The sequence below is a fragment of the Paucidesulfovibrio gracilis DSM 16080 genome (genome assembly GCF_900167125.1).
Taxonomy (GTDB): domain Bacteria; phylum Desulfobacterota; class Desulfovibrionia; order Desulfovibrionales; family Desulfovibrionaceae; genus Paucidesulfovibrio; species Paucidesulfovibrio gracilis.
On the sequence record NZ_FUYC01000020.1, the window covers coordinates 13582 to 37450 of the forward strand.

At 55.6% G+C, this 23869-nt stretch carries 18 protein-coding genes, 1 tRNA gene and 1 pseudogene; 9 read left to right on the top strand and 11 right to left on the bottom strand.

From position 1 onward, the window contains the following. Position 1: 1 nt before the first annotated feature. On the top strand, positions 2 to 2431 hold the full coding sequence (gyrA, locus tag B5D49_RS12825; RefSeq protein WP_078718111.1) for a DNA gyrase subunit A: 2430 nt from the start codon (positions 2 to 4) through the stop codon (positions 2429 to 2431). Then, complete coding sequence (locus B5D49_RS12830; protein WP_078718112.1) at positions 2432 to 3229, top strand: tetratricopeptide repeat protein; 798 nt, start codon at positions 2432 to 2434, stop codon at positions 3227 to 3229. Between the two features lie 274 nt (positions 3230 to 3503). On the opposite strand, the gene B5D49_RS15070 is transcribed toward B5D49_RS12830, so the two are convergent. Genes B5D49_RS15070 through B5D49_RS14900 form a run of 3 tightly spaced genes read right to left on the bottom strand, consistent with a single transcriptional unit; the run spans position 3504 to position 7048 of the window. Beyond that, complete coding sequence (locus B5D49_RS15070; RefSeq protein ID WP_234990749.1) at positions 3504 to 4112, bottom strand: hypothetical protein; 609 nt, start codon at positions 4110 to 4112, stop codon at positions 3504 to 3506. Next, positions 4009 to 6891, bottom strand: coding sequence for an SEC-C metal-binding domain-containing protein (locus B5D49_RS15075; RefSeq protein ID WP_234990744.1), 2883 nt, complete (start codon positions 6889 to 6891; stop codon positions 4009 to 4011). Before B5D49_RS15075 ends, B5D49_RS15070 begins: the two co-directional genes overlap by 104 nt. Then, positions 6881 to 7048: a hypothetical protein gene (locus tag B5D49_RS14900; RefSeq protein WP_159447236.1), complete on the bottom strand. Its 168-nt coding sequence runs from the start codon at positions 7046 to 7048 to the stop codon at positions 6881 to 6883. Before B5D49_RS14900 ends, B5D49_RS15075 begins: the two co-directional genes overlap by 11 nt. 210 nt (positions 7049 to 7258) lie before the next feature. On the opposite strand from B5D49_RS14900, the pseudogene B5D49_RS12845 reads away from it, so the two are divergent. Then, a pseudogene (locus tag B5D49_RS12845) lies at positions 7259 to 7444 on the top strand (polymorphic toxin type 44 domain-containing protein); the annotation flags it as partial. 978 nt (positions 7445 to 8422) lie between these two features. After that, positions 8423 to 9064 (top strand): polymorphic toxin type 44 domain-containing protein, encoded by a 642-nt coding sequence (locus tag B5D49_RS12855; RefSeq protein WP_078718116.1) that lies wholly within the window; start codon positions 8423 to 8425, stop codon positions 9062 to 9064. A gap of 644 nt (positions 9065 to 9708) precedes the next feature. Here the strand turns inward: B5D49_RS12855 and B5D49_RS14905 are convergent. Next, a tRNA-Ser gene (locus B5D49_RS14905) sits at positions 9709 to 9836 on the bottom strand. A 120-nt stretch (positions 9837 to 9956) separates the two neighbouring features. Here B5D49_RS14905 and B5D49_RS12865 point away from each other — a divergent pair. After that, positions 9957 to 10214, top strand: a complete 258-nt coding sequence (locus B5D49_RS12865) for a type II toxin-antitoxin system ParD family antitoxin (RefSeq protein ID WP_078718118.1) — start codon at positions 9957 to 9959, stop codon at positions 10212 to 10214. After that, positions 10207 to 10497, top strand: coding sequence for a type II toxin-antitoxin system RelE/ParE family toxin (locus B5D49_RS15140; RefSeq protein WP_078718120.1), 291 nt, complete (start codon positions 10207 to 10209; stop codon positions 10495 to 10497). The genes B5D49_RS12865 and B5D49_RS15140 overlap by 8 nt, the downstream gene beginning before the upstream one ends. A 228-nt stretch (positions 10498 to 10725) precedes the next feature. On the opposite strand, the gene B5D49_RS12875 is transcribed toward B5D49_RS15140, so the two are convergent. The 4 genes from B5D49_RS12875 to B5D49_RS12890 all read right to left on the bottom strand — a co-directional run bounded on the left by B5D49_RS12875 (position 10726) and on the right by B5D49_RS12890 (position 15642). Beyond that, a complete protein-coding gene (locus B5D49_RS12875; protein WP_078718121.1) occupies positions 10726 to 11019 on the bottom strand; it encodes a DUF4911 domain-containing protein in 294 nt (97 codons plus the stop codon). Beyond that, the gene (gene acs / locus B5D49_RS12880; RefSeq protein WP_078718123.1) at positions 11016 to 12890 is read right to left on the bottom strand and encodes an acetate--CoA ligase; all 1875 of its coding nucleotides are present in this window, start codon (positions 12888 to 12890) and stop codon (positions 11016 to 11018) included. Before acs ends, B5D49_RS12875 begins: the two co-directional genes overlap by 4 nt. Positions 12891 to 13039: 149 nt before the next feature. Further along, on the bottom strand, positions 13040 to 13906 hold the full coding sequence (locus tag B5D49_RS12885; protein WP_078718124.1) for a LytR/AlgR family response regulator transcription factor: 867 nt from the start codon (positions 13904 to 13906) through the stop codon (positions 13040 to 13042). 812 nt (positions 13907 to 14718) lie between these two features. After that, positions 14719 to 15642 (bottom strand): TIGR01777 family oxidoreductase, encoded by a 924-nt coding sequence (locus tag B5D49_RS12890; protein ID WP_078718125.1) that lies wholly within the window; start codon positions 15640 to 15642, stop codon positions 14719 to 14721. A 121-nt stretch (positions 15643 to 15763) separates the two neighbouring features. Between B5D49_RS12890 and B5D49_RS12895 the strand changes: the two genes are divergently transcribed. From B5D49_RS12895 to B5D49_RS12905, 3 genes are all read left to right on the top strand, one after another. Continuing rightward, positions 15764 to 16279 carry a chemotaxis protein CheW gene (locus B5D49_RS12895; protein ID WP_078718126.1) on the top strand — a complete coding sequence of 172 codons (516 nt, stop codon included), beginning with the start codon at positions 15764 to 15766 and terminating at the stop codon, positions 16277 to 16279. A gap of 186 nt (positions 16280 to 16465) precedes the next feature. Further along, complete coding sequence (locus B5D49_RS12900; protein WP_078718127.1) at positions 16466 to 17416, top strand: patatin-like phospholipase family protein; 951 nt, start codon at positions 16466 to 16468, stop codon at positions 17414 to 17416. A gap of 172 nt (positions 17417 to 17588) precedes the next feature. Continuing rightward, complete coding sequence (locus B5D49_RS12905; protein WP_144019489.1) at positions 17589 to 20306, top strand: carboxypeptidase-like regulatory domain-containing protein; 2718 nt, start codon at positions 17589 to 17591, stop codon at positions 20304 to 20306. Between the two features lie 170 nt (positions 20307 to 20476). Here the strand turns inward: B5D49_RS12905 and lepB are convergent, their stop codons facing one another. The 3 genes from lepB to B5D49_RS12920 all read right to left on the bottom strand — a co-directional run bounded on the left by lepB (position 20477) and on the right by B5D49_RS12920 (position 23647). Further along, positions 20477 to 21109: a signal peptidase I gene (lepB, locus tag B5D49_RS12910; RefSeq protein WP_078718129.1), complete on the bottom strand. Its 633-nt coding sequence runs from the start codon at positions 21107 to 21109 to the stop codon at positions 20477 to 20479. A gap of 40 nt (positions 21110 to 21149) precedes the next feature. Then, positions 21150 to 22952, bottom strand: a complete 1803-nt coding sequence (gene lepA, locus B5D49_RS12915; RefSeq protein ID WP_078718130.1) for a translation elongation factor 4 — start codon at positions 22950 to 22952, stop codon at positions 21150 to 21152. Between the two features lie 176 nt (positions 22953 to 23128). Next, on the bottom strand, positions 23129 to 23647 hold the full coding sequence (locus tag B5D49_RS12920; protein ID WP_078718131.1) for a hypothetical protein: 519 nt from the start codon (positions 23645 to 23647) through the stop codon (positions 23129 to 23131). Positions 23648 to 23869: the final 222 nt, after the last annotated feature.

A 23869-nucleotide genomic window follows, 5' to 3' on the forward strand; every position in this document is an offset into this window, starting at 1 on the left:
CATGAGCGATTTTATAACCATCGAGGAAGAACTCAAGAAAAGTTATCTTGAGTACTCCTTGAGCGTGATCATCGGTCGCGCCATCCCGGACGTGCGCGACGGGCTTAAACCCGTGCACCGGCGCATTTTGTACGCCATGCACGACCTGGGCAACACCTACAACCGGGCCTACAAAAAGTCCGCCCGCGTGGTCGGTGACGTCATCGGTAAATATCACCCCCATGGTGATTCCGCCGTGTATGACGCCCTGGTGCGCATGGCCCAGGATTTTTCCATGCGCGACCCCCTGGTGGACGGCCAGGGTAACTTCGGATCCATTGACGGCGACGCGGCCGCGGCCATGCGTTACACCGAAGTTCGTATGGCGCGGCTCTGCGGGGAATTCCTGGCGGACATCGACAAAAAAACCGTGGATTTCCGCCCCAACTACGACAACACCCTCCAGGAGCCGGAAGTCCTGCCCACCAAGGTACCGAACCTGCTGCTCAACGGCACGTCCGGCATCGCCGTGGGCATGGCCACCAACATTCCGCCCCACAACCTGGGCGAACTGGTGGACGGCACCCTGCACCTGCTCCGCAACCCCGAGTGCTCCGTGGAAGAGCTGATGGGCCTGATCAAGGGACCGGACTTCCCCACGGGCGCGTCCGTCTACGGCGGTCAGGGACTGCGCGACGCCTACACCACGGGACGCGGCAGCATCCGCATCCGGGGCAAGGTGGATGTGGAGCCGCTCAAGGGCAACCGCGAAGCCATCATCATCCGGGAAATTCCCTATGCGGTGAACAAATCCACCCTGGTGGAAAAAATCGCCCAGCTCGTACACGAGAAAAAAATCGAAGGCGTTTCCGATCTGCGCGACGAATCCGACCGCAACGGCATCCGCATTGTCATGGAGCTGAAACGCGGATCCATCGCCGAGATCATCGTCAACGCCCTGTATAAGTTCACGCCCCTGGAAACCAGCTTCGGCATCAACATGATGGCCGTGGCCGGCAACCGGCCCATGCTCCTGAACCTTAAGCAGGTGCTGGCCTACTTCCTGGAGCATCGGCGCGAGGTTATCATCCGCCGGACCCGGTTCGACCTGGATAAGAGCGAAAAGCGCGCCCACATCCTGGAAGGCCTCAAGATCGCGGTGGACAACATTGACGAAGTGGTGCGGCTGATCCGCGCTTCCGCCAGTCCGGACGAGGCCAAGGCCGCACTCAAGGAGCGTTTCGGACTCACCGACGTGCAGACCCAGGCCATTTTGGACATGCGCCTGCAACGCCTCACCGGTCTGGAGCGGGACAAGCTGGAAGCCGAATATCAGGATCTTTTGGAAAAGATTAAATACTTCAAAAGTATTCTTGAGGACAGCAATGTGCTGCGCGGCGTCATTGACGACGAACTCACCGAGATTCGCAAGACCTACACCACCCCGCGCCGGAGCGTGCTGCTCACGGACGATCCCTACGACATCAACATCGAGGATCTTATCGCGGACGACGACACGGTCATCACGCTGTCCCAGCGGGGCTACGTGAAGCGTACGCCGCTTTCCAACTACCAATCCCAGAAACGGGGCGGCAAGGGCGTGGCCGGCGTGCAGACCGGGGACGGCGATTTCGTCCATAACTTCCTGCTGACCACCAATCATCAGACCCTGCTGCTCTTCACCAACCTGGGCCGCATGTACCAGCTCAAGGTCCACCAGGTGCCTGAGGGCAGCCGCTACGCCAAGGGCGTGCATATCGCCAACCTTGTGCCTCTGGCTAAGGATGAGCATGTGGCGGCGGCGCTGGCCACCCGCGAATTCGACAAGGAGCGTTTCCTGCTCTTTGTGACCAAGCGGGGCATGATCAAGCGTTCCAGCATGGAGCTGTACGGCAACTGCCGTTCCACGGGCATCAAGGCCGTGACCCTCAAGGAGGGCGACGAGCTGATGACCGTGAAGGAAGTACCCAACGAAACCGACTGCCTGTTGATCACGGCTGAGGGTATCTCCATCCGCTTCAACATCCAGGACGCCCGGCCCATGGGCCGCGTGGCCGCCGGAGTCAAGGGCATTGCCCTGCGCGACAAGGATCAGGTCGTATCCGCTGTCATCGCTGCCAACGGCCGCGACAATCTGCTCACCGTGTCCGAGGGCGGATACGGCAAACGCACGCATTTGGAGCAATACCGCTTGCAGAGCCGCGGCGGGAAGGGCATCATCAACATGCGCGTCACCGCCAAGACCGGACCCGTTATGGGCGCGATTCTGGTGGGCGACGGCGACGAAATGGTGCTGCTCACCTCGGGCAACAAGATCATCCGCATGGGAGTTGGCGAAATCAGCCAGACCCGCGGACGCGCCACCCAGGGCGTGCGCCTCGTGCAGATGGACGGCGGCCACGTTGTCGGCTTTGATCTGGTGCTCGACAAGGGAATCGACGAGGGAGAATAAATGCGTTGCATGGTGCGTCTCGCATTCGCGCTGCTTATGGCGGCGATGCTGGCAGGAGCGCTCACGGCCTGCGGTGGATCCGGTTCCGATGAGGAAACCGATCTGCTGGAGGTCCGCGAGGCGTACATGAACGGCTTTTATGTGGAAGCCAAGGAGGGCTACGAGTCCTACCTGCAACGCTATCCCAAGGGATCGCATCGGCTGGAAGCCTGGGAACGGCTTTTGGAAATCTCCCTGAACGTCAAGGGGGATCTGGACCGCTCCATTGTGTTGCTTGAGGCCATGATCCTGGAATATGGAGAAAAGTCCGATGCAGCCTGGAAGCTCATGTTCCAGCTGGCCGAGTTGTATGAACAGCGCGGCGACCGGACCAAGGCGCTGGATACCTGGGAAAAGTGTCTGGAGCTAGGCGGGGAGGATCCCGGACGCCGTGTGGAAACCATGCTGCGCATGGCTGCGGTGCACCGGGTTCTGCGTAACTATGACCACGCCCTGTCCCTGTTGCAGCAATGTGAGCAACAGGCGCCGGACGGACCCACCCGCGCCCGCTGTCAGTACGAGGAGGCCCAGACCTACAGCTTTATGCAGAGCTGGGGCCAGGCCAAGGAAGTGCTGGAAGTGATTATGGCTGATGGCGTGGCGGACGAGGAAACCCACGCCCTGGCCGTGTTTCTGCTCGCCGACGTGTACGAGCAGGAAATGGATTATGAGCGGGCCAGGGAGTTGTTCGAGTCCATAGCGGACACGTATCCCAACCCCAAGGTCATTCAAATCCGCTTGCGCAATATGGGCCGCTGAGTTCCGCGCCGCTCCCCGCTCCGGGGAATGCGGATCTCCGATTTTGAACCATCCCGATCATCCTGGACCGTACCGCAAGGTGCGGTCCATTTTTTTCAGCCGGGCCGCCATTTTCGTACTTTCCCCGCGCACAGGATTAGGAATCCGATGCGCAACTTTCAACTACCTGATATGATTAAGTAAAAAAGTCTAGAAAAAGTCAAATGTCAACATTTTTAGAGCTTGAGGTTGGCAAATGGTTGGCATGAATGTACGATTATTCAACAGCAACTTATCAATAATCTTCGGTATCGTAATCGTCGCTTATATGGATGCAGTTTAAATAGGCGCTTCTGCGATATATATCGAAGCCCGTTAAAGTGAGTGCTCTTGGAGTAGAAGAAATGAATGAGAGGTGGATATGGTTTATGATTTTCCATGGGAACAGCAGCGATATATTTAAAATGTCATCCTTTTTTAAATCATCTTTTTCCTTGTGAATATATCCTATTATCCCGTCCAATTCTCTTTCTTCCACTTGGAATGATATTTTAGACTTCATTCCAACCTTTACCTTCTTGCTCGATGAATATGAAAGAGTCGTCTCGATATTGAATGTTGGAGAAGAAAGGAGTTCTCGGGTAGCGTTCTTCCCACGTCCAGAAAAAAGAAAAAATTGTGAAAACTCACCATACACTCGACAGCTCTCGTGTAGGTCAAAAAGGTAGCTCGCATAAACAGTCTTAGGGTCAACTTGATGTTTTGCCATCAGCCCTCCAAATGCTTTTCTTACAACCCCTCTATGCTCCGCAGCATTTCTTATATTTTTTCCCTGAGCCACATGGGCATGGAGAATTTCTCCCAACCTTAGCGCCAGCTGAATGATATAGCCCCCTTCCTTCACTCGCCATCCGTGGAGGCGGCTTAAGATAGCCTCGTATGATAGCAACTGTCATTCGGGCGTGATTCTCTAGTTCTTTTTGAAATCTCGAATCAACGGCATTTCTAAAAGGTTCTACAATCTCAAGCTGCTTAGCGGCTTCGAGCGAAGCTCCGCAGTAAGCCAACACGACTGCATATTGACTTCTAATTGGTATGATCCAATCCATCATTTTGTAAGACTTAGCAGATGGCAGCAAAGTTTGCTCGATAAACTGCCTTGCAGCATCAACAGCACCAAGAGGACTGATAAAATCATCAACGATGTCCTGACCGACCGTCATTGCTGAAGTGAAAGCATGCGCCATGTTGTAAAACTTAAACGCATGAAGCTTCGCCAATCCATAATACCCACCACTCTCCAACACAGACCGGGCGTGGAGATCATAGCAATCAGCCAATCGTTTAAAATCATCAGGATCATACTCAGTGGTAATTTTCTTTAATATTTCTGGAGGATTCTTTGCATCGATGTCATCAAAGGACAAGCCAAGCATTCGTAAATATTCAAGAACAAGCGAAAATGCCTGGTCGGAAGCCTCTGAATACTGCTTATTGTCATACAAAACGACTGCGTAATTATACTTGATAAATCTCGATAGGAATGGATCCTCAATGATGGATAGTTTGCTTTTGTAGACTTTTTTTGCTTTTGAGATATTCCGCTCTCTTGATGCGACGAGCATTTCTTTCATAAAGTAATTGGTATGCTCACGGCTGCCGACATCAAACTCATCAACGCGAGGCTTCATTTTGTTAAGCCATTTTTTAGCGGATGAAATTGCACCATTCTGCAAATCAAAAAAAGCAAAAGTGTCATATACCCAAAACAGATCACGACTAGTAACGTCTGAATTAGTTTTTACAATGTTATGGAGTAACGACTCAATATGGCTTGAGATGCCCATTTCCTGAAACGGCTCCGCCATTGATGTGCATACATCAATAAGTCGCTCATACTCACCAACGGCATTTAGCAGCTGCAACTGAAGGAGGATCCTATCAATACTGAACACAAAATCCGTTGAAGAAGAAAGAACTTTTATGATTGTACGCTTCAATGTTTGAAGTTCATCATCATCGTTCAAATCCAACCAACTCTGCGCTATTACCCCAAATGCATCATGGAGCTTGTATGTTGCTCCCTCCAAACGCTGGACGACTCCCCCATCAATCGCTGATCTAATTGCTTTTCCAATTTTCCCAGCATCAGGAAATGCTAAATCGTAGGCAGTTGACAATTCATCTTTATTAAGGGGAACGCCTTCGCAAATCTTTAAAATTCCACACACAGACTTAGAATCAATACCGAGACGGTCAAAGCTGTCAGACAGGATGCGCTCCTGCGCTGACTGCTCCCAGTTATCAGATCTTTCAAAATCGTTTAAAAATTCAATTAGTTGACCTTTGTATTCCTTCTGAACAAGCGATATAGAACTTAATACATAGAGCGGAAGTCCACCTGTTGCAGTTTTGAGCCGGTCGCAATCCTTAATACGAAAATTAACTCCCTTAGAGCTAAGAATTGCCCCTATTGTCTCTACAGACCATCCGCCCAACTCCTTCGCTTTAACGTCAAGAGATATTTCTATTTGACTTGACAATGCTCCTGGATGCGACAGAAGAAGCCAACGCGCCTCTGGACATGCACCGACCATCACCCTCAAACTCTCTGAGGGAACACGATGAGAATTGTCTACGACTAAATATGGATGCACAGCTTGAGTTTTAAGATAAAAATTCAAAGCTCGTAAGGAGTCCACTGCGGACGAACCTGGCAACAAAATCTCTCCCAGGCTCTTGCTGCTTTTACCTGCTAGGGCGGCGGCGACTTCCCTCACAAAAGATGGCAAAATGTTTTCTTTCTCAACCCCAGCAACATCAAAATATACAACGGGAACACCAATACGTATTGATTCATGAGCAACCCACGCCGTCTTACCAGCCCCAGACAGACCAGTAACTAATCGCACCAACGCATCAGAAGGAAAGCACAAATCCCCCTCTAACCCATAGTACTCTTCAGGGGGTTCGGGCATGCCTTGTAATTGAGTTACGATTTGTTCAAAGAGTGACTTGATCGCTTCAAGATCAATTATGTGGTTTTCGTCCTGCTCCCCTGTGCATAAAAACTGAACCCATGCGGCGAGCTTGAAAACAATATTTTGAGGGGTTAACGTCGTATATTCAATTTCATCAGCCAGCCTTACACACCAGTCCATCCCTGTCTGGATATCTTTCCAAGCAGGAGGAAGAAAATCGAAATAACTCGCCCCACCTGGAGTGACAATATTTACGTCATCTGACCAAGAGCCTTCTTTCATTTTTTTTCGCAGCCCACCACCCGGCTCGACATTACTAACAATAACAAGAAATGGGGAAAGAGAACGATCACCTCTCGAATGTTTTTCTTTTATTTCTTCGAACAATTCCAATGAGCCTCTTATATCACTTTCAATAAGAGACTCCTTCCTTGTCTTTATTTGTATGTATATATGAGACTTAGCACTGATAACTTCTATATCTTCATCTCGTTCGACGGATATGTACTCAACACCTCCCTTTGCAGCCAATAACATGCATCCAACTGCATACAAATGCTGATAAAAAAAGCCTCTATGAACATTCTCGATCCGCTTTAACTGCTTTGGGTCTACAACAGCCGGGATATCCATTTTAGAAGGCACTGCAACACCCCATCTAATATTTTTCTGACCACATGAAGTTCGATAACTATTCATCATCCATGTAAAGGCTTCCAATATCGGAAATTTTGAACTTCTTTTTCTTCTTCCGCTGAGAGCTTACCGTTTTTTTCCCTTTGCCGCCTCTTCCCCTTGGATGATCCCCCTCATAGAGTCTTGGCACCGCGTCAACCGCCTTCCTCTTTTCTTCATCCATTGCCTGATAATAAATTCTATAAGTCGTTGTGATATCGCTATGGCCAAGGACAGAGCTTACCGCTTCTGGCTAAACCCCGTCCTTCCTAGAATATGTCGCCATCATGTGCCTGAGGTCTTTCAGCTGAAACGACTTTGTAATTCTTCCAGCACTGAGCATTTTGGATGTATATATATGATTGAATAATAAAATAAAAGGAAATATGAAGACTTCGGCAACTACCATTATGGACTCTACACCCGAGCAATGGGTATAAGCATAAACATTGCTCAGGCGGCAGTAGGAGCGGCGCAATTGGCAGCAGGTACGTACAAAACCAAATGGTACCGAACATGGTTCGATGATCCCCGGGACAATGAAATGATCCGCAAGGGCCACCAATCCCCGTTCAAATAAAAATTGAGCGCGGGTCACCCTGCGCTCAATGCCAACGAACGATGATGCAAAATATGACGGAACCAGCAACTAGCAATCAACACCCCATGCCGACATCATCACTCGTTGCCCGCCTGCTTATTCTCACCTACTCCGCCACCAAGGGATTTGTATCCCTAGTGTATTTCCTATTATTTCTCTGGCATGGACTTGTCGGCTTGCCGTTTGGGGATGAGCACCCATTCTGGCTTGATATGTATCATATTTTAGAACCACTCAGCTTCATAGTTTTATCATTGTATGCATGCCTCTTCATACTCAGAAAAAGGACGCACGTATCAAAAAAAATAGCGGGAATTGCCGCTTTCAACATTCTGACTTCACTCATTGGCATCATTCTCTTCTGGCACAAGCATGGTCTCGACTTTCAATATGATCATCCGAAATTATGTATTATCCAAATAATGTTATGTAGCATCATTTACGCTGCATCGACAGAAAGGCACAGCGAAACCACCAGTACCTAAAAAGCCGGTAAACAAGATTCCGGATGAACGAATACACAACGAAAATCCGCCTTCCAAAGAGAGTGGGTTTATTTTTCTATGGTGCTCTTAGCGCGAGTGAAACACGCGGCACTTGGATTGGGAATTCGATTGACTGTATGTAATAGAGCTATATAGTTTAATATATTAAACGCAAACACTAGCTATGTCGACCTGTTTTCAGGCTCTTGGTTGGCATAGGTTGGCACCAATGAACGATTCTATTGCAGCCTAACGCCCCGGTTTTGTCGGATCATTCTCCAAAACCCGTCAAGCGAAATCGACCGCCCCCAAATAGTATTTCACCGACATCAGCGTGTATTCAACCGACACGGCGGTGTATTTTCCGACATGCTCCGCGCATAGCGCAATTCTCCTCAAAACCCCGTGCTACGTTGGCAATAACGCGACACATGGGGTGTTGTCGCAATGCACCCTCAAAAGGAGAAATGGAATGAGCGGACATTGGAATCAACACATTGGCGACGATCAGCTTGTATACGGGATGCCGAAACACATGAGTGCGGTTGCCGGAAGTGGAAACGAGGCAACATACTGGCGTTATCATCCGAAGCCGCAAGCGTGCGACAAATGCCAGGCAATGAAAGGGCTATGGTTCGATGAAAATCCTGGACGTGTGCACCCGAACTGCAGGTGCGAAATCGAAGAGTTCAGAGCTATCAAAGTCACCGGCAGAGCCGAAGGAATACTTGTACCGCCTGGAGTCGACCTGGCAGCCAATATCGCAGAAGCGAGAAGGGTAAAAAGAATATGCGATGCGTTCATTCTCAACTTCCCGCCCTATTCATCTGCGAGCTTCTCCCTCAAATGCGCATGGGTTGTTTTCAAATTCTCTCCTGGAGCCGACTACGACTTCAAGAAGGATGGACACCCTGAATATGAAGATTTTGGCAACTACCACTATGGGCTTTACACCGAAGCCCTCGGCCTCAATGCCACCTTCACTCAAGCCGCTGCGGGCTTTGTCCAGCTCTGCACGCGCACATCTAGTTGGGACTTCGAAGAAACTTGGTTTGATGATCCGAGAGACAATGCCATGGTCAGAAAGGGACAAGGTTCTCCCTTGCTCAGATAACCATCAATCAACAATACATCTTTGGAAGTCGCAACCAAGATGGCCGCTTCCAAAGATTGACACCATCATACCCCCAAGGCATATAGGGAAAATGAATGTTTTAACTATATCAACAAGAAACATTCCCCTCACCACAATTCGTGCAGTAATAATTGCAGGGCTGTGTATTCAGACAATCGGTGTTGGCTTCTATTTCCTGATGGGTACCGGATTTTTTCTCCTTGATGCCCTCTTTATCAGATTCCATTTTTGGACACTTTTCGCATGGTCGATGTATTGTGCAATGGCAATTATCCTGGCGGCAAACATCCATCTCATTGCCAGACTTATCAACAGGTCTCCCGCGCAATTCCAAAAACATAGTTTGGACATACTTGCGAGCATCGCATGCATGTCAGTGTCTGCTTGGGCCAATTTGTCATACATTCTGAAAGACGATTGGACCCTCGACAGCCATATGTTCTATCTAGTACCAACCCTGTTCAATTTTTTTGTTCTTTGCCTCGCCAGCATTCCGATTTTTCACAGGCGGCTCTTTGAACATAACACAACTCGATCAAAAAGCCGGTAAACCGGCTTTCCAGTTTACATTGAATTACAAAAATATGACCCGCTCTCCAAAGAAAGCGGGTCATATTTTTACATGGTGACCCCGGCAGGAATCGAACCTGCAACACCGAGATTAGGAATCCAGGTATGTGTATATAATATATTTATATAATGGAACTTTTTATAATTCAAAAACAAACTACATCAACCACTTTCCAGGCTCTTGGTTGCCAGAGGTTCGCATCAGCAAAATTTATTTCTGAGGGGTTGTCCACATCCTCAATATACAAACTTTGACAATCTTTGTATTGCTGGTTATTTTTTCTCAAACAGGAGGAGTACGATGCATATCTCCCTGACCCCAGAGTTGGAAGCTCAGGTAAAAAGCAAGGTAGAAACTGGACATTACAACAATGCCAGTGAGGTTATACGAGACGCATTGCGATTCATGATCCAGCATGAAGATCTCGTTCATCTCATGAAACTTGATGCCATGCGCAAGGAATTGGCTGTCGGTGAAAAGCAGGCATTGAACAACGAGTTTTCCGATTCCAGCATTTCGGATATCATCCAAGAATCCAAATCTGGGATCAATGCGTAAAGTCCGTCTTACCCCTTCTGCCAAAGGGCACTTGAAATCCGTTTGGCGGTACACCTATGAAACGTGGGGCGAAGGTAAAGCTGACGTATATCTTGCTGAGATCGATGCCAAATTGAACCAATTGACTGATAATCCCAATCTTGGGAGAACCAGACCAGATGTCAAAGCCAACTACCACTCGATCAAAGTCAACAAACACATTGTCTTTTACCTCTTCGATGACGAGCACATTGATGTCATTGGTGTCCTGCATGAAAAGATGGACGTTTTGACAAGGCTGTAGCGTGTCGGGCTAATTGCCTTTGAGAGGTGGAGTCGGTTCTTTGGACCAGTCCGCAGCGAAACACCAAAACGTTACAAGCCGGTAAACAAGATTCCGGATGAACGAATACATAACGAAAAACCCGCCTTCCAAAGAGAGCGGGTTTATTTTTCCATGGTGCTCTTAGCGCGAGTGGAAAACGCGGCACCAAGAGTACAAATTTTTGACTTGTACCAGTTGCCACGCCTGTCAGGGCTGGGTGCCGGCCGGGTCATACTCCACGGAAAGGGGCATCTCTTCGGCAGCGGCTGCAAGAAAACCGCGTACTTCGGATTCCTGGTGCGGGCTGAAGCGGAGCAGGAGCACTCCACGCAAGCGGTCCACCACCGTGAACAGCGCCAGATTGTCCCAGGCTTCCAGCAGAAAGCGGAACAGGCCGATATGTTCGCGCCGCACGCGCACGTAGAGCCGGGCGGAATGGGCCGGAGCCGGATACACGCGCCCCTTGCGCGGGCGTCGGCCACGGGATTTGGATCGGGTCATATTTCCCTCAGGGCGCTGCGTTGGATTTTTCCGCTGCGGGTTTTGGGCAGGCTTTCACGGAAGTCCACGCCGCTGACCGCGGCAATGGGACCCATTTCATCCCGCACATGCTCCAGCAGTTCTCGGCGCAGGCTGTCTTCGGATTCGGTTTCATGGTCTGGCGCCAGGACCACAAAGGCCTTGGCGGTTTCTCCCTTGATGGGGTCGGGAACCCCCACCACCGCCACTTCGGCCACGGCCGCATGGGAGATGAAGGCTTCCTCAAAATCCGCGGTGCCGATGCGGTGGCCTGCAATGAGTAGGACTTCGTCGGACCGGCCCTTGACCCAGATGTAGCCGTCTTCGTCCAGGCGGGCCAGATCCCCGGCAAAATAACGTCCTGGTACGCGGGAAAAGCAGGCCCGGAACGCGTCGTCGTCGCCGAGCATTCCGGTCATCATGGCAGGCCAGGGGCGCGGGATGACCAAAAAGCCGCCTTCGCCCCGTTCCACCGGGCCGCCGTCCAGGTCCACCACGTCCGCGCTCACTCCGGGCAGGGCGCGGGCCACGGATCCGGGCTTGACCACGCTCACGGGCAGCGGGGAAATCATGAACATGCCGGTTTCCGTCTGCCACCAGGTATCCAGCACCGGGCAGTGCTCATTGCCGATGCGTTTGTGCAGCCAGGTCCAGGTTTCCGGATCCAGTGGCTCCCCTGCCGAGGCCAGCAGGCGCAGGCTGGAGAGGTCGGCCCGTTGCGGATGTTCAGGACCGAACCGCATCAGGGTGCGGATGGTGGTGGGCGTGGAATAGAACACGCTCACCCCGTAGCGCTCCACAATGCTCCAAAGCCGGTCCGGGCGCGGATAATTGGGATGGCCCTCGTACAGGACCGTGGTGGTGCCTGCCAGCAGGGGACCGTAGACCGTGGCCGTGTGGCCCATGATCCAGCCGGGATCCGCAGTACACCAGAAAATATCCGTGGGTTTGCTGTCAAAGACCTGATGAAACGTGCGGTGCACTCCCACCATATAGCCGCCGTGGCAGTGGATCACGCCTTTGGGACGGCTGGAAGCGCCCGATGTATACAGATAAAAGAGCGGGTCATTCGCTTCCATGACCTCCACTCCGGATTCTTTGCGCTCCTTGCGGACCAGGGCTTCATACCAATGGTCGCGTCCTTCGCGCATGGCCACGTCCGCGCCCGTGCGCCGCACCACGATGCACGGCACATCCGTGCAGCCGGATCGCTCCAGAGCGCGATCCACCACGTCCTTGACCCGCAACACGCGTCCGTTGCGGTACGAGCCGTCCGCAGTGATCAAAATGGTCGGGCGGCAGTCCGAAAGTCGCTGGTGCAGCGCTTTGGCGGAATAGCCGGAAAACACGAACGCGTGCACCGCACCAATGCGCGCACACGCAAGCATGGCAAAGACAGCCTCGGGCAGCGAGGGCAGAAACACGCCCACGCAATCCCCCTTGCGGACGCCCAGCCGACGCAAAGCATTGGCCAGTCGGCACACTTCGCGGTGCAGTTCAAAATAGGTAAATTTGCGGGTGTCGCCTGGTTCGCCTTCCCAAATCAGCGCCAGCTTGTTTTTGTTGGGCGTGCGGATGTGGCGGTCCAGGGCATTGTAGGCGATGTTGCAGCGCGCCCCGGGAAACCAGCGCTGTTCGTGCATGGCTCCGTCCGAGAGCACCTTGTCCCAGGTGCGGAACCATTCCAACTCCTCGGCGGCCTCTTCCCAATATCCCAGCGGATCGGCTTCGGCGCGTTCGCGCAGGTCCAGAACCTGGCCCGGCCGGAGATTGGCCTCGGCCGTAAACTGGGGCAGGGGCCGGATGACGCGTTCTTCGCGCAAAAGGTTGTCTAATGTGTCGCGTAGGTTCATACCAATACTACTCCGGACGTGGTCGGATGGTCCGTCCATGCTGGACCGCAGACGGTTTCGCGTCCAGCGTCTTTCGGCAAAAGGTCCGGCCCGGACGGTGAACGGAGCATTGAACGCGTTGGGCAGGCCGGATTCCCCCCGGCAGACGGCTAAAATCCGAGCATCTGCTTGAGCCGGGTGATGCGCCGCCGCGAAATGGGCAGCTCGATGCGCGTTTTCCCGGCCGTGCGCAGCATGAAATTACTCCCCGGCAAACTGGCGATTTCCGTGACCATGTCCATGTTCACCAAATATTTGCGGTGGACGCGGAAAAAGCGGTGCGGCTCCAGACGTTCTTCCAGATGCTTGAGCCGGTGGGAGGTCAAAAATTTTTGACCGCTCGTGTGGACATACGAATAGTCCTCGAATGCTTCCACAAAAATGATTTGGGTATAGGGGATCAGAATGGTCTTGCCGTCCTGGGTCACGGCCAGCTTTTCGATTTCCGGGCTGGCTTTGTGGGTGGAATCCCAGGCCTGCTTGAGCGCGGCCAGAAAGCTGTCCTGCTCGTCTTCGTTCAAGGCTAGCCGGAGCGTTTGTTCGTCCGTGGCCTCGCCCGCCTCGGCATCGCGCCAGTCCGCAGGTTCAGGAACCTCGCGGTAGCGCGCCTTGAAGTCCCGGAGCTTCTCCAGGGTGGTTTCCAGGCGCTGTTCGTCCGCAGGCCAGACAATATAATCCAGCGCCCCCAGCTCAAAGGCGGCATAGGCGCGGCTTTCGTCCGCAGCAAGCAGCACCAGGGCGGGACGCTCCGTGCGGCCGCGTAAAGTGCGCGCCAGCTCCACTCCCTCGGATTCCGCCTCCAGATCCACACCCACGAAGATCACGCCATAGCCCACATGGTCCAGCAGCTCCAATCCCTCCGCAGCGGACACCGCCTCACCCAATACCTGCAAAAACGGCACGGATGCGAGCATAGAACGCAGCGCCGAACGCACGTTCGCATCCGGATGAAGCAATAGGGTTTTGAGTCGGGACATGGGCGCAAATCTCCGCGTTTCAACGCTCTTCTAGCTTGAAACAGGCCCACTGGCAACATGGGGGAAAAAAGGAAGAGTGCCTCCGGCGGCCAGGAGGCCCGCGGCCCCCTGGACTCCCGTTTACCGGTCTCGCGCTTGCGCGCGGCCGGGGGCGTGGGGTGGGATGGCGTATGAGGCGTGGTCAGGCGGAGCAGCGCGGCGGCGTGATCGCATGTTGCCGCGATTTCCGGGATGGCTCCGCCCTCCCGAAACTCGCGGCAACGGTGCGCCCCCCAAAGCAAAAGAACGGCTTTGGCCGTTCCTTTGCTTTGGGGGAGGGGGAAACAAATAGATCATGTAAGAAAGGGGGGGCTACCCGCGACAGGCCGCAGGCCTGGAGCCGATAAAAGTCTTTGGAAAGGGGGGCCAGGGGGAAGAACCTTTCTTCAGAAAGGTTTTCCCCCTGGTCGCCGAAGGCGGTTCAAGCAAGCCTGGGACAACCAAGGTGAGGGGGGAAAACGAGATGAGGCTCCCGAAGGAGCCTCAGAAATTCTCAAAGAAGGAAGTGTGAAGGATGCTATAAATATAGCAAGCAGCGTGCCAGAGTAGTGTTTTTGATAAAATAAAAAATATATTGTTTTATTTCAGATTGTTGTGTCTTGAATAATGGTGACTTGTTCATGAGCCGGGCCAAGCGGACGGTATAGTTTTTTGCACTCTGCCCTGGCAGACGCGGAATGCGATCAAATTTTTGAACCCGGCGGCCTTGGCCGCGACGGGACCAGGGAGAATCGTTCCCAAGGGGGCAAAAAGCCCCCGGGAGCACTGTGTGGTTAGCGTTGGCCGCTGAGTTTTTGCACGGCGTCGGACAGGGCGGCCTGCAATGTGGGAAAGCGGAACTGGTATCCGGCCTGGAGCAAGGCACGCGGCAGCACGCGTTGTCCGGCGAGCAGCACTTCGTCCGCCATTTTTCCAAAGAGCAGGCGCAGCACTGGGCCGGGAGTGGGCAGCAGCGCCGGGCGGTGCAGCACGGAGCCGAGGGTCTTGGCGAATTCGCGGGACGTGGCTGGTGAGGGTGCCGTCAGGTTATAGATCCCGCCCAATCGATGTTCGATGAGATAGCGAATGGCTCCCACCTCATCGGCGAGCTGGATCCAGGAAAGGACGTGCTTTCCGTTGCCCACCGGACCGCCCGCAAAAAGCCGGAAGGGAGTGATCATGCGTTCCAGCGCCCCGCCCGGGCCGAGCACTACGCCGGTTCGTATCACGGCACGGGGAACGCCCATGGTTTCGATTTCCTGGCTGGAGGCCTCCCAATCGCGGCAGACCTGCGCAAGAAAGCCGTCCCCAGAGGGCGAGGATTCGTCGAGTTCTTTTTCCCCGGGCTGGCTGCCGTAGAATCCTATGGCCGAACCCTGCACCACGATGGCGGGGTGTTGTTTTGCAGCCTGTACCGCGCGCACCACGGCCTCTCCGGACCGGACCCGGCTGTCGCGGATGCGCTGCATGGTGTTCGGGGTCCAGCGGGCCGCGATGTTCTGCCCGGCCAGGTTGACCACGGCGGTATCCGGTCCCAGGGCATCGGCCCAGGACGAATCCTCTCCGCCCCATTCCAGGGCTTGCACGGCCTCGCCGAACACGCGCCGCACCTTGGCTTGGGACCGCGAGAGCACGGCCACTTCGTGTCCGCCCTGCATCAGTTCCACACACAGTGCCTGCCCGATGAAGCCTGTTCCTCCAAGAATGATGACCCGCATGTGTCCTCCGTGATAATCGTACGATCAATTGACGCTAAACCTTGCACCCTCTGGTTTCATCCCTTATCATACCTTTGAATAGCAATCAGCTTTGCGCTAATCTTTTTGCATGGAGGGCACGATGTCGGAAGAAAAGCTCAACAATGCCATTGAGGAAGAATTCCTGGATGATGATGACGGGGATTCCCAGAAGGACAAATACCTCACCTTCCATCTGGGCAATGAGGATTACGGGCTGGATATCCGATTCGTCATAGAAATCGTCGGAATCCAGAGGATTACCGAAGTCCCGGACATGCCTGATTTTGTGAAGGGAGTCATCAACCTGCGGGGTCAGGTCATTCCGGTCATGGATGTTCGCACGCGGTTCAACATGGAGCCGCGGGAGTATGACGACCGCACCTGTGTCATAGTGGTGCGCATCAACGAAACATCCATCGGCCTGGTGGTGGATACGGTCAACGAAGTGGCGGATATCCCGGAAAAGAACGTTTCCCCGCCGCCGCAGGTCTCCAAGGGCGAGGGCAGTCGGTTCATCAAAGGCATGGGCAAGATCGGCGACGAGGTCAAGATCCTGCTCAACGTGGACAAGCTGCTCTACGAAGAAGAAATGGAACAGATCGGCACCGCAGCCTGATCCGCAGCGCTCCGCCGGCATGTAACAGCCCATGCCGTTCCCGTGGCATCAAGGGAACGGGTGGGCTGTTTTGCGTGGGAGTTCCGCACGATCCCGACCGACACGCCAGGATTGACAGCCGCCTGGGGAAGCGTTCACCATATCCGGAACACTTGTCCTGTTTTTCCTCTTCCTTCGGAGTTCGCCATGCCTGCTTCTGCCCACGTGTCCACGGCCCATTCCACTGTTCCGCCGTCCGCCACTGCCCTGGAACAAACCGCATTGATTCTGGAAGGCGGAGGCCTGCGCGGGGTCTACACCAGCGGTGTGCTGCGGTTGTTCATGGACCGAGGTCTGTGGTTTCCCAATGTGCTCGGCGTTTCCATGGGAGCCTGCAACGCGGCCAATTACCTTTCCCGACAGGTGGAACGCAACGAGATCGTCAACGTGGCCTTTGTGCATGATCCAAGATACTTGAGCATGGGACGTTTGTTGCGTGGGGGTGACCTTTTCGGCATGGACTTTATCTTCCAGGACATCCCGGACCGGCTGGTGCCGTTTGATTATGCCGGGTTTCTCGATAATCCCGCTCGGTTCTGGGTCGTGACCACGGATTGCCGCACCGGGCGGCCCGTGTATCATGAAAAGTCCGCCTGGGATCGGGCCGAGACCATGACCCTGTTGCGAGCCACATGCAGCCTGCCCGTACTGGCCAAACCCGTGGCCTGGACCGACCCGGCAGGCCGGGCGCGCTTGCTGCTGGACGGGGGCATTGCCGATCCCGTTCCGTTGCAACACAGCCGGGACCAAGGGCTGACGCGCCCCGTGCTGGTGCTCACCCAGCCCAAGGGCTACCGGAAATCCCCCACCCGGGGCCGCTTGCTGGCCAGGTTGCGCCATCCAACCCTGCGCGGCCTGCACCGCGCCCTGCGCGACCGGCACGAGCGCTATAACCGGCTCATGGATGAAATCGACGACCTGGAACGGACGGGCAAGGCGCTGGTGATCCGCCCGGACGCACCGCTCCAGGCCGGACGCGTGGAACGCGACCAAACCATGCTGCGCCGGGTCATCCGCCAGGGGCATGAGGACGCGGCCGCGCAATGGAACAACCTGCAGGACTTTCTTGCCGCTTCCGCAGCATCCTCCTTTTCCTGATGAAATAGCATGCAAAGGGGCTTGTGTGCCGGACCATCACTGGCCATTTTATCCGCTTTACGCTCATCGCAACGGGAAAAGCAGCGTTGAGGGATCGCTGCTTTGCGCCTGCCCTGCTTGCGCGAATCCCGGAAACAGGGCATTCATACGGTAACACGCACGGGAGGGGACCATGCCACGATGTCGTTGTTGCCGTCCGGTTTTTGCCGGGAATCGATTGGTATCATTTTGGATGCATGCCGTTGTTTTGGCCATGGTGTTGTTCGCGACATGGGGGGGAGGTCCGGCCCTGGCCGCGCTGCCCCTGGCCGAGCAGGAAAAACTGCTTTGGCGGGCCGTGGAAGACGTGCTGGCCGAACACCCGGAATGGGCAGCACAAACGCGTCTGCTGGGTGTGGGATCCTGGATGGGCGGCTCGCCCGGACCCAATGCGGATATCGACATCACCGTGGGACATGCGGACCGGGCCACGGAAAAAAAGCTGGCCCAGAGCATCCAGGCCCGGGTGGATGAACTGGCCGCCGGAGCCGGACATGAGGTCAAGGTGACCTTCAGTCGTGACGTGCTGTTTGAGGACCGCTTCCGAGGCGAGGTGGGGCAAAAGTTTTTCTACGACTACGCGGACAAGACCGGGGATTACCGTTCCTGTTTTGTGATGGAGGCGGGACCGGAGGGCATCCGGCCGCGCCGTGCGCGCACAGAGCGCTTTTGGATCGACACGGGTCAGAAGATTCCGCGCCAGGTGGAGGGAGCCTATCGGTTCGTGGAGGATTCCGTGGTGTTTCTGGAGCGGTATTCCACCAAGCCTACCCTGGTGCAGGCGGAAAAAGCCGCCAAATATCTGGATAACTACGAATCGTTTCTCAAGGAACACCTGCGCCGCAACATCGGCACGTTGAACGGCCTGGATGAATTGCCCGAAGCCATGCGCACCCGCATGCGCGCTCTGCTGCGATACAAGGCCGAAGTCGGACGCGACGCCGGGCGTGCCGCAGAGCGGCTGCGTGACGCCCTGGGCGTGGAAAGCAAAATCGCCCTGGAAGCGGAATTGCGTTCCTTTGTCCGCGATACCCGCCGCTACCTGATCAATGCCCGTGACGACGTGGAACTTGTGGAGCGCCTGCACCGGGCCGGATTGCTGGACCGGGCGGGCGGCCCGGCCCGCGCCGTGAAGATGCGCGACAGCCTGCTCACCCGCGTATTTCGCCGGGCCAAGGTTCCTCTGGCCGCGCTGGACGCCTATATGATCATGAAGGCCTACTACGAGGGAGGCATCCAGGCGGCGGCCCTGGAAACCGGGCTGGCCCTGGCCGGATACGCGGTTCCTCCGGCCCTGGTCGCGGGCATTGTGGCCGAGCTGGCCCGGGAAGTGTTTGTGGCGGGCGTGGAATGGGCCGGCAACGAACTCGTCTTTGACACCATTAACGACAGTTTTCTCGCGGGCCATATCTATGCCATGGCTTCGCCCGTGCAGATTTTTACCTGGGATCAGAGTCCGTTCCGCGGTTTGACCCGGCAGACCCTGGCCTGTCGGTTCACCAGTATGGAGATGATTCGGGCGGGCGTGAACCAGTATTTGGAACTGGCCAAGTCCTGGCGGGCCGGACTGTTCGCTTCCGAAGGGTCCGGGGACATCACGCCCCGGCTTTTTGCCCGCATGGAGGCGGACCGCCAACGCTCTGCGGAGTGGCTGGACCAGCAGCGAGATTTCGGTTTGCTGCTGGCTCGCGGCGTGTATGCGAACGTTCCAAGGCCGCTGCGTGCCGTAATCAACGGCCAGCCCGCGAGCCTGGAAGCCGTAGCCCCGGCCTCGACGAATCAACCCGCGGAATTCCGTCTGGAACTGGAAGCCTTATTTGGATTGGGACGCGTGGTTCCTTCCAACTATGGGTTCTATGAGCGCATTATTTGTGAACGGGGAGTGGAACAGGCCGGAGTCTGGTTACAGGAGCATATGGTGGAGCAGTTTCGGCCCGGCTATAGCGTGCGCGTGGCCGTGGAAACCAACCATACCGAGGGATGGGTACTGGAAGGGAATTGGCCCAAGCATGGTTCAAAATTCTGGTTCGCGTCGGAAAACGCATCCTATGCCCGTGCATTGCGTACACTGCGAATTCGGCCCACACCCGGGGCGCGGTCCGATTGCACGGTTCGGATCACCTTTTCCACGGCCTTTAATGAGGGCGAGACCCCGAGGCAGGAACAGATCACGGTTCGGCTGCGGGCGTCCCTGGCGCATGCGACCCTGGCGGTTGACGTGGTGGACGCGGCATCCGGCGCTCCTGTTTCCTCGGCAACGATTCAGGCGGACGGCCCGGCCGGGCTTTCCACAACAGGGGCGCGGGCACGGTTTGAGGATGTCCCCGGGGGGATGTATACGGTGCGCGGCTCGGCACCGGGATATGCGGGCGACGTCACAAGGGTTCGCGCCCTGCCCGGAGGCCAAGCCACGGCCAGGCTGCAGCTCATTCCCCTGGAACAGCCTGCCCCGGAACCGGATTCCCCGGCTCCACCCCGGCCCGACACGCAGAAACCGCGTCCGCCCAAACCAGAACCCAAGCCCGAACCCAAACCTGATCCCGCCTTGGAGCATCAGGCGTTGTGCGACTGCATCAACACCTACAAAACCACGGTGGAGACCCAAAAGTTGTTGGAAGGCTGCCGCAAGGTCAACGGCGCGAATTTTTGCGGCGGGGAAATGCGGCTGGTGCAGCCCTACACATGGGATGAGCAGCAAGAGGCCTGCGTGGGCCGTGCGGAATGGTGGGATTGCGACAAGAGCCGCCGTGCCGGAGAGGAGTGGTTCAACACGTCCACTGTTCACGGACCCGTGAACCGGAGCAGTGCGGCCTGGTTCTGCCGCCAGTTGGGAATCAAGCCCGGCCAGTGACCCTGGCTGCATTGCCCGCCGGTTTTGCTGGCTCCTGGTGCGCCCGCTTGTGAACCGGCCTGGAGGTTGACGCTTTTCCACTCAGGTTCGCCAAAAAAAATCGCCCAACGCACGGACATACTGTGCGTTGGGCGGTTGTTTACAGCACGCTGTAAACGGGTCGGAGTGCGTCAGCGCACAAGATCCCCGATGCGATTCCAGCGCACGCTGCTGTCTAAATGATCCCAGGACCAGTATAAAATCCAGGCTTTCCCGATGATGGCCTCGCGGTCCACAAATCCCCAGAAACGGGAGTCGCGGGAGTCGTCGCGGTTGTCGCCCATCACAAAGTATTTGTTTTCCGGTACGGTGAACTCGGCCAAAAAGTCGCGGCGGCTGGGCAGGATGCGCGGATCCGAGTGCTGGATGTACGCTTCGTCCAGCGCCTGGCCGTTGCGGTAGACCACCTTGTCGCGGATTTCGATGCGGTCCCCGGGCAGACCAATGATGCGCTTGATGAAGTCCATGCTCGGGTTTTCCGGATACTCGAACACAATGATGTCGCCGTGGTCGGGATCGCCCGTGGGCAGGATGGAAATGTTGGTGAAGGGTACCTTGATATCGTAGGAAAAGCGGGTCACGAGCAGGTGGTCGCCGATTTGCAGCGTCTCCAGCATGGAGCCTGACGGGATTTTGAACGCCTGCACCACAAAGGAACGGATGAACAGGGCCAGAATCACGGCAATGACAATGGCCTCGATCCACTCGCGCAATTTGGCAATGGGGTCGTCGGGGGCAGCGGATTTTTTCTTCCTGAAAAACATGGGGGAATTCCTCTTGCGCGTTGATTAGTTGGATCCGGCCTTATTCATCCCCGGCCTTGAGCACGGCAAGGAAGGCCTCCTGCGGGATTTCCACATTGCCCATGCGACGCATGCGCTTTTTGCCTTCCTTCTGCTTTTCCAGGAGCTTACGCTTTCGTGTAATGTCGCCGCCATAGCACTTGGCCGTGACATCCTTGCGGAAGGGCGCGTTGCGCTCCTTGGCCACGATCTTGCGGCCGATGGCCGCCTGGATGACCACTTCGAACATCTGGCGCGGAATGGACCGCTTCAGCTTCAGGGCCAGGCTGCGACCCATGCGGGGGGCGTTCTCCCGATGCACGATGATGGAAAAGGCGTCCACGGGATCGCCGTTGATGAGAATGTCCAGCTTGATCATGTCGGCTTCGCGGTAGTCGATGACCTCGTAATCCAGGGAGGCATAGCCCTTGGTGGAGGACTTCAACTTGTCGAAAAAGTCGTACATGATTTCCGCGAACGGAATCTCATAGGTGATGATGACACGGTTTATCCCGGCATAGTTGATATTTTTCTGAATGCCGCGCTTTTCTTCACACAGCGCCAAAACCGCGCCCACAAAGTCGTTGGGTACATGGACTTCCAGGCGCACATACGGCTCGCGGACCACCTCGATCTCCTGGGGATCGGGCAGCTTGCTGGGGTTGTCGATGAGCAGTTCCTCGCCGTCCGTGTTGCGCACCTGGTAGACCACGGACGGAGCCGTGGTGATCAAGCGAGCCTCGAACTCCCGTTCCAGGCGCTCCTGAATGATCTCAATGTGCAGCAGGCCGAGAAAGCCGCATCGGAACCCGAATCCCAAAGCCTGGGAAGTTTCCGGCTCAAAGGTGAACGCCGCGTCGTTGAGCTGGAGCTTTTCCAATGCGGCCTTAAGGGTTTCATATTCCGCCGGCTCCACAGGATACAGCCCGGCAAAGACCATGGGCTTGACCTTTTGGAATCCGGGATACGGCGTGTCCGTGGGATTCTCCGGCTTGGTGATGGTGTCGCCAACCGGCGCATCGCCCAGCTCCTTCATGGAAGCGCAGAGAAAACCAACCTCGCCGGGACCAAGCTCCTTCACATCCTTTGGGCCGGGCGAAAACACGCCCAGCTTGGTGACTTCAAAGTCCCGCTTGGTGGAAAAAATACGGATGCGGTCACCCTTTTTCAGGCTCCCGTCAATGATGCGAAACAGCACCACAACGCCCTGGTAGGAGTCATACCAGGAGTCAAAAATCAACGCCTTGAACGGCGCGTCCGCAGAACCCTTGGGCGGGGGCAGCTGCTCCACGATCTGCTGGAGCACCTGGTCCACGTTCAGGCCGGTCTTGGCGCTTACGGTCACAGCCCCGGACGCGTCCAGGCCAATGACCTCTTCGATTTCTTCGGCCACCCGCTCAGGCTCGGCGCTGGGTAAATCCGCCTTGTTCAACACCGGGATCACTTCCAGGTCGTTGTCCAGAGCCAAATACACGTTGGCCAGGGTCTGGGCCTCCACGCCCTGGGTGGCGTCCACCACGAGCAACGCGCCCTCGCACGCGGCCAGGGAACGGGAAACCTCGTAGCTGAAGTCCACATGGCCGGGCGTATCAATGAGATTGAGCGTGTATTCCTGTCCGTCCGGCGCTGTGTAGGGGATGCGCACGGCCTGCGCCTTGATGGTGATGCCCCGTTCTTGTTCCAGCTCCATGCGGTCCAGGTACTGCTCCTTCTTGTCACGGTCCGTCAACAGGCCCGTAAGCTCAAGGATGCGGTCGGCCAGGGTGGATTTGCCATGGTCGATGTGAGCAATGATGCTGAAATTGCGGATCTTGGCGGTGTCCATAGAATATACGCGGTCCGTGGGTTCCAGTTTTTCGGTGGAGCCACTTGTATAGGATTCATGCGCGCCTGTCCAATAAGAGCACCCCGGAACGCGCGGAATGCCCGCGTGCCGGGAGTGGGTGGCTGCATGGTCCACTGTGGCTGATGGAGAATGACGCCCGATGCGCCGAGAACACCCTACATGGAGTTGGTGAAGGAATCGACCTTTTCCGTACCCATTTGGCGGCGGGTGTGTCGAAAATCACGAGCGTCCGCCCTGAGCCGCCGCACAAGCTGGGAAGAAAGATCGTCCGGCGTGGAACGTAGCACCACGGAACGGATGCGCTCCCCGTTTTGCACATCCATCTCATACCAATAGCGCAACGGCGTGTCCCGGTTCAGCTCGGCATATTTGTCCTGGGCTTCCACATGAATGCGCAACTGCCGCGCATGCGCCAGTTCCCCGGCAAGCAGACCGTCAATAAGCCGCTCCTCCCCGCCACTCCAGCGCAACTCCTTGGGCGTGAGCGGTCCGGTCCAGACAAGCCGCTTGGCAGAACGCCGGGATTCGCTGCCCAGCGCCTGTAAGTCAAATCGGGAATTCTGGCTGAAAAATAAGGCCAACAGACCCAAACCAACCAATACCAGAATCACGGTCCAAACGTGCTGGCTCTTGTTTTCTTTCGGCTTAAGAGAAAGATTCCAGTCTGCGGACATCAGGAGCTTCCTGGCTGCGGTGGTGGCGAATAACAAGCCGCGATTCAAACTGAAAACAGCGATAACTGGTTTCACTAAAAAAAACAACGCAGAAGCAAATTCCAGCCTCCGGCCAGCCAGACTGCTCCGAGGAACCGATCCCGGCATTTTTGCCTCCGGCGGCCAGGAGGCCCGTGGCCCCCTGGACTCCCATTTACCGCCCGCGCTTTGCGCGGCCGGGAT

Excerpts from the sequence above, each read along its gene's own strand:
- gyrA (WP_078718111.1), top strand. The coding sequence starts at position 2 with ATGAGCGATTTTATAACCATCGAGGAAGAACTCAAGAAAAGTTATCTT.
- B5D49_RS12830 (WP_078718112.1), top strand. The coding sequence starts at position 2,432 with ATGCGTTGCATGGTGCGTCTCGCATTCGCGCTGCTTATGGCGGCGATG.
- B5D49_RS15075 (WP_234990744.1), bottom strand. The coding sequence starts at position 6,891 with ATGATGAATAGTTATCGAACTTCATGTGGTCAGAAAAATATTAGATGG.
- B5D49_RS14900 (WP_159447236.1), bottom strand. The coding sequence starts at position 7,048 with ATGGATGAAGAAAAGAGGAAGGCGGTTGACGCGGTGCCAAGACTCTAT.
- B5D49_RS12855 (WP_078718116.1), top strand. The coding sequence starts at position 8,423 with ATGAGCGGACATTGGAATCAACACATTGGCGACGATCAGCTTGTATAC.
- B5D49_RS12865 (WP_078718118.1), top strand. The coding sequence starts at position 9,957 with ATGCATATCTCCCTGACCCCAGAGTTGGAAGCTCAGGTAAAAAGCAAG.
- B5D49_RS15140 (WP_078718120.1), top strand. The coding sequence starts at position 10,207 with ATGCGTAAAGTCCGTCTTACCCCTTCTGCCAAAGGGCACTTGAAATCC.
- B5D49_RS12875 (WP_078718121.1), bottom strand. The coding sequence starts at position 11,019 with ATGACCCGATCCAAATCCCGTGGCCGACGCCCGCGCAAGGGGCGCGTG.
- acs (WP_078718123.1), bottom strand. The coding sequence starts at position 12,890 with ATGAACCTACGCGACACATTAGACAACCTTTTGCGCGAAGAACGCGTC.
- B5D49_RS12885 (WP_078718124.1), bottom strand. The coding sequence starts at position 13,906 with ATGTCCCGACTCAAAACCCTATTGCTTCATCCGGATGCGAACGTGCGT.
- B5D49_RS12890 (WP_078718125.1), bottom strand. The coding sequence starts at position 15,642 with ATGCGGGTCATCATTCTTGGAGGAACAGGCTTCATCGGGCAGGCACTG.
- B5D49_RS12895 (WP_078718126.1), top strand. The coding sequence starts at position 15,764 with ATGTCGGAAGAAAAGCTCAACAATGCCATTGAGGAAGAATTCCTGGAT.
- B5D49_RS12900 (WP_078718127.1), top strand. The coding sequence starts at position 16,466 with ATGCCTGCTTCTGCCCACGTGTCCACGGCCCATTCCACTGTTCCGCCG.
- B5D49_RS12905 (WP_144019489.1), top strand. The coding sequence starts at position 17,589 with ATGCCACGATGTCGTTGTTGCCGTCCGGTTTTTGCCGGGAATCGATTG.
- lepB (WP_078718129.1), bottom strand. The coding sequence starts at position 21,109 with ATGTTTTTCAGGAAGAAAAAATCCGCTGCCCCCGACGACCCCATTGCC.
- lepA (WP_078718130.1), bottom strand. The coding sequence starts at position 22,952 with ATGGACACCGCCAAGATCCGCAATTTCAGCATCATTGCTCACATCGAC.
- B5D49_RS12920 (WP_078718131.1), bottom strand. The coding sequence starts at position 23,647 with ATGTCCGCAGACTGGAATCTTTCTCTTAAGCCGAAAGAAAACAAGAGC.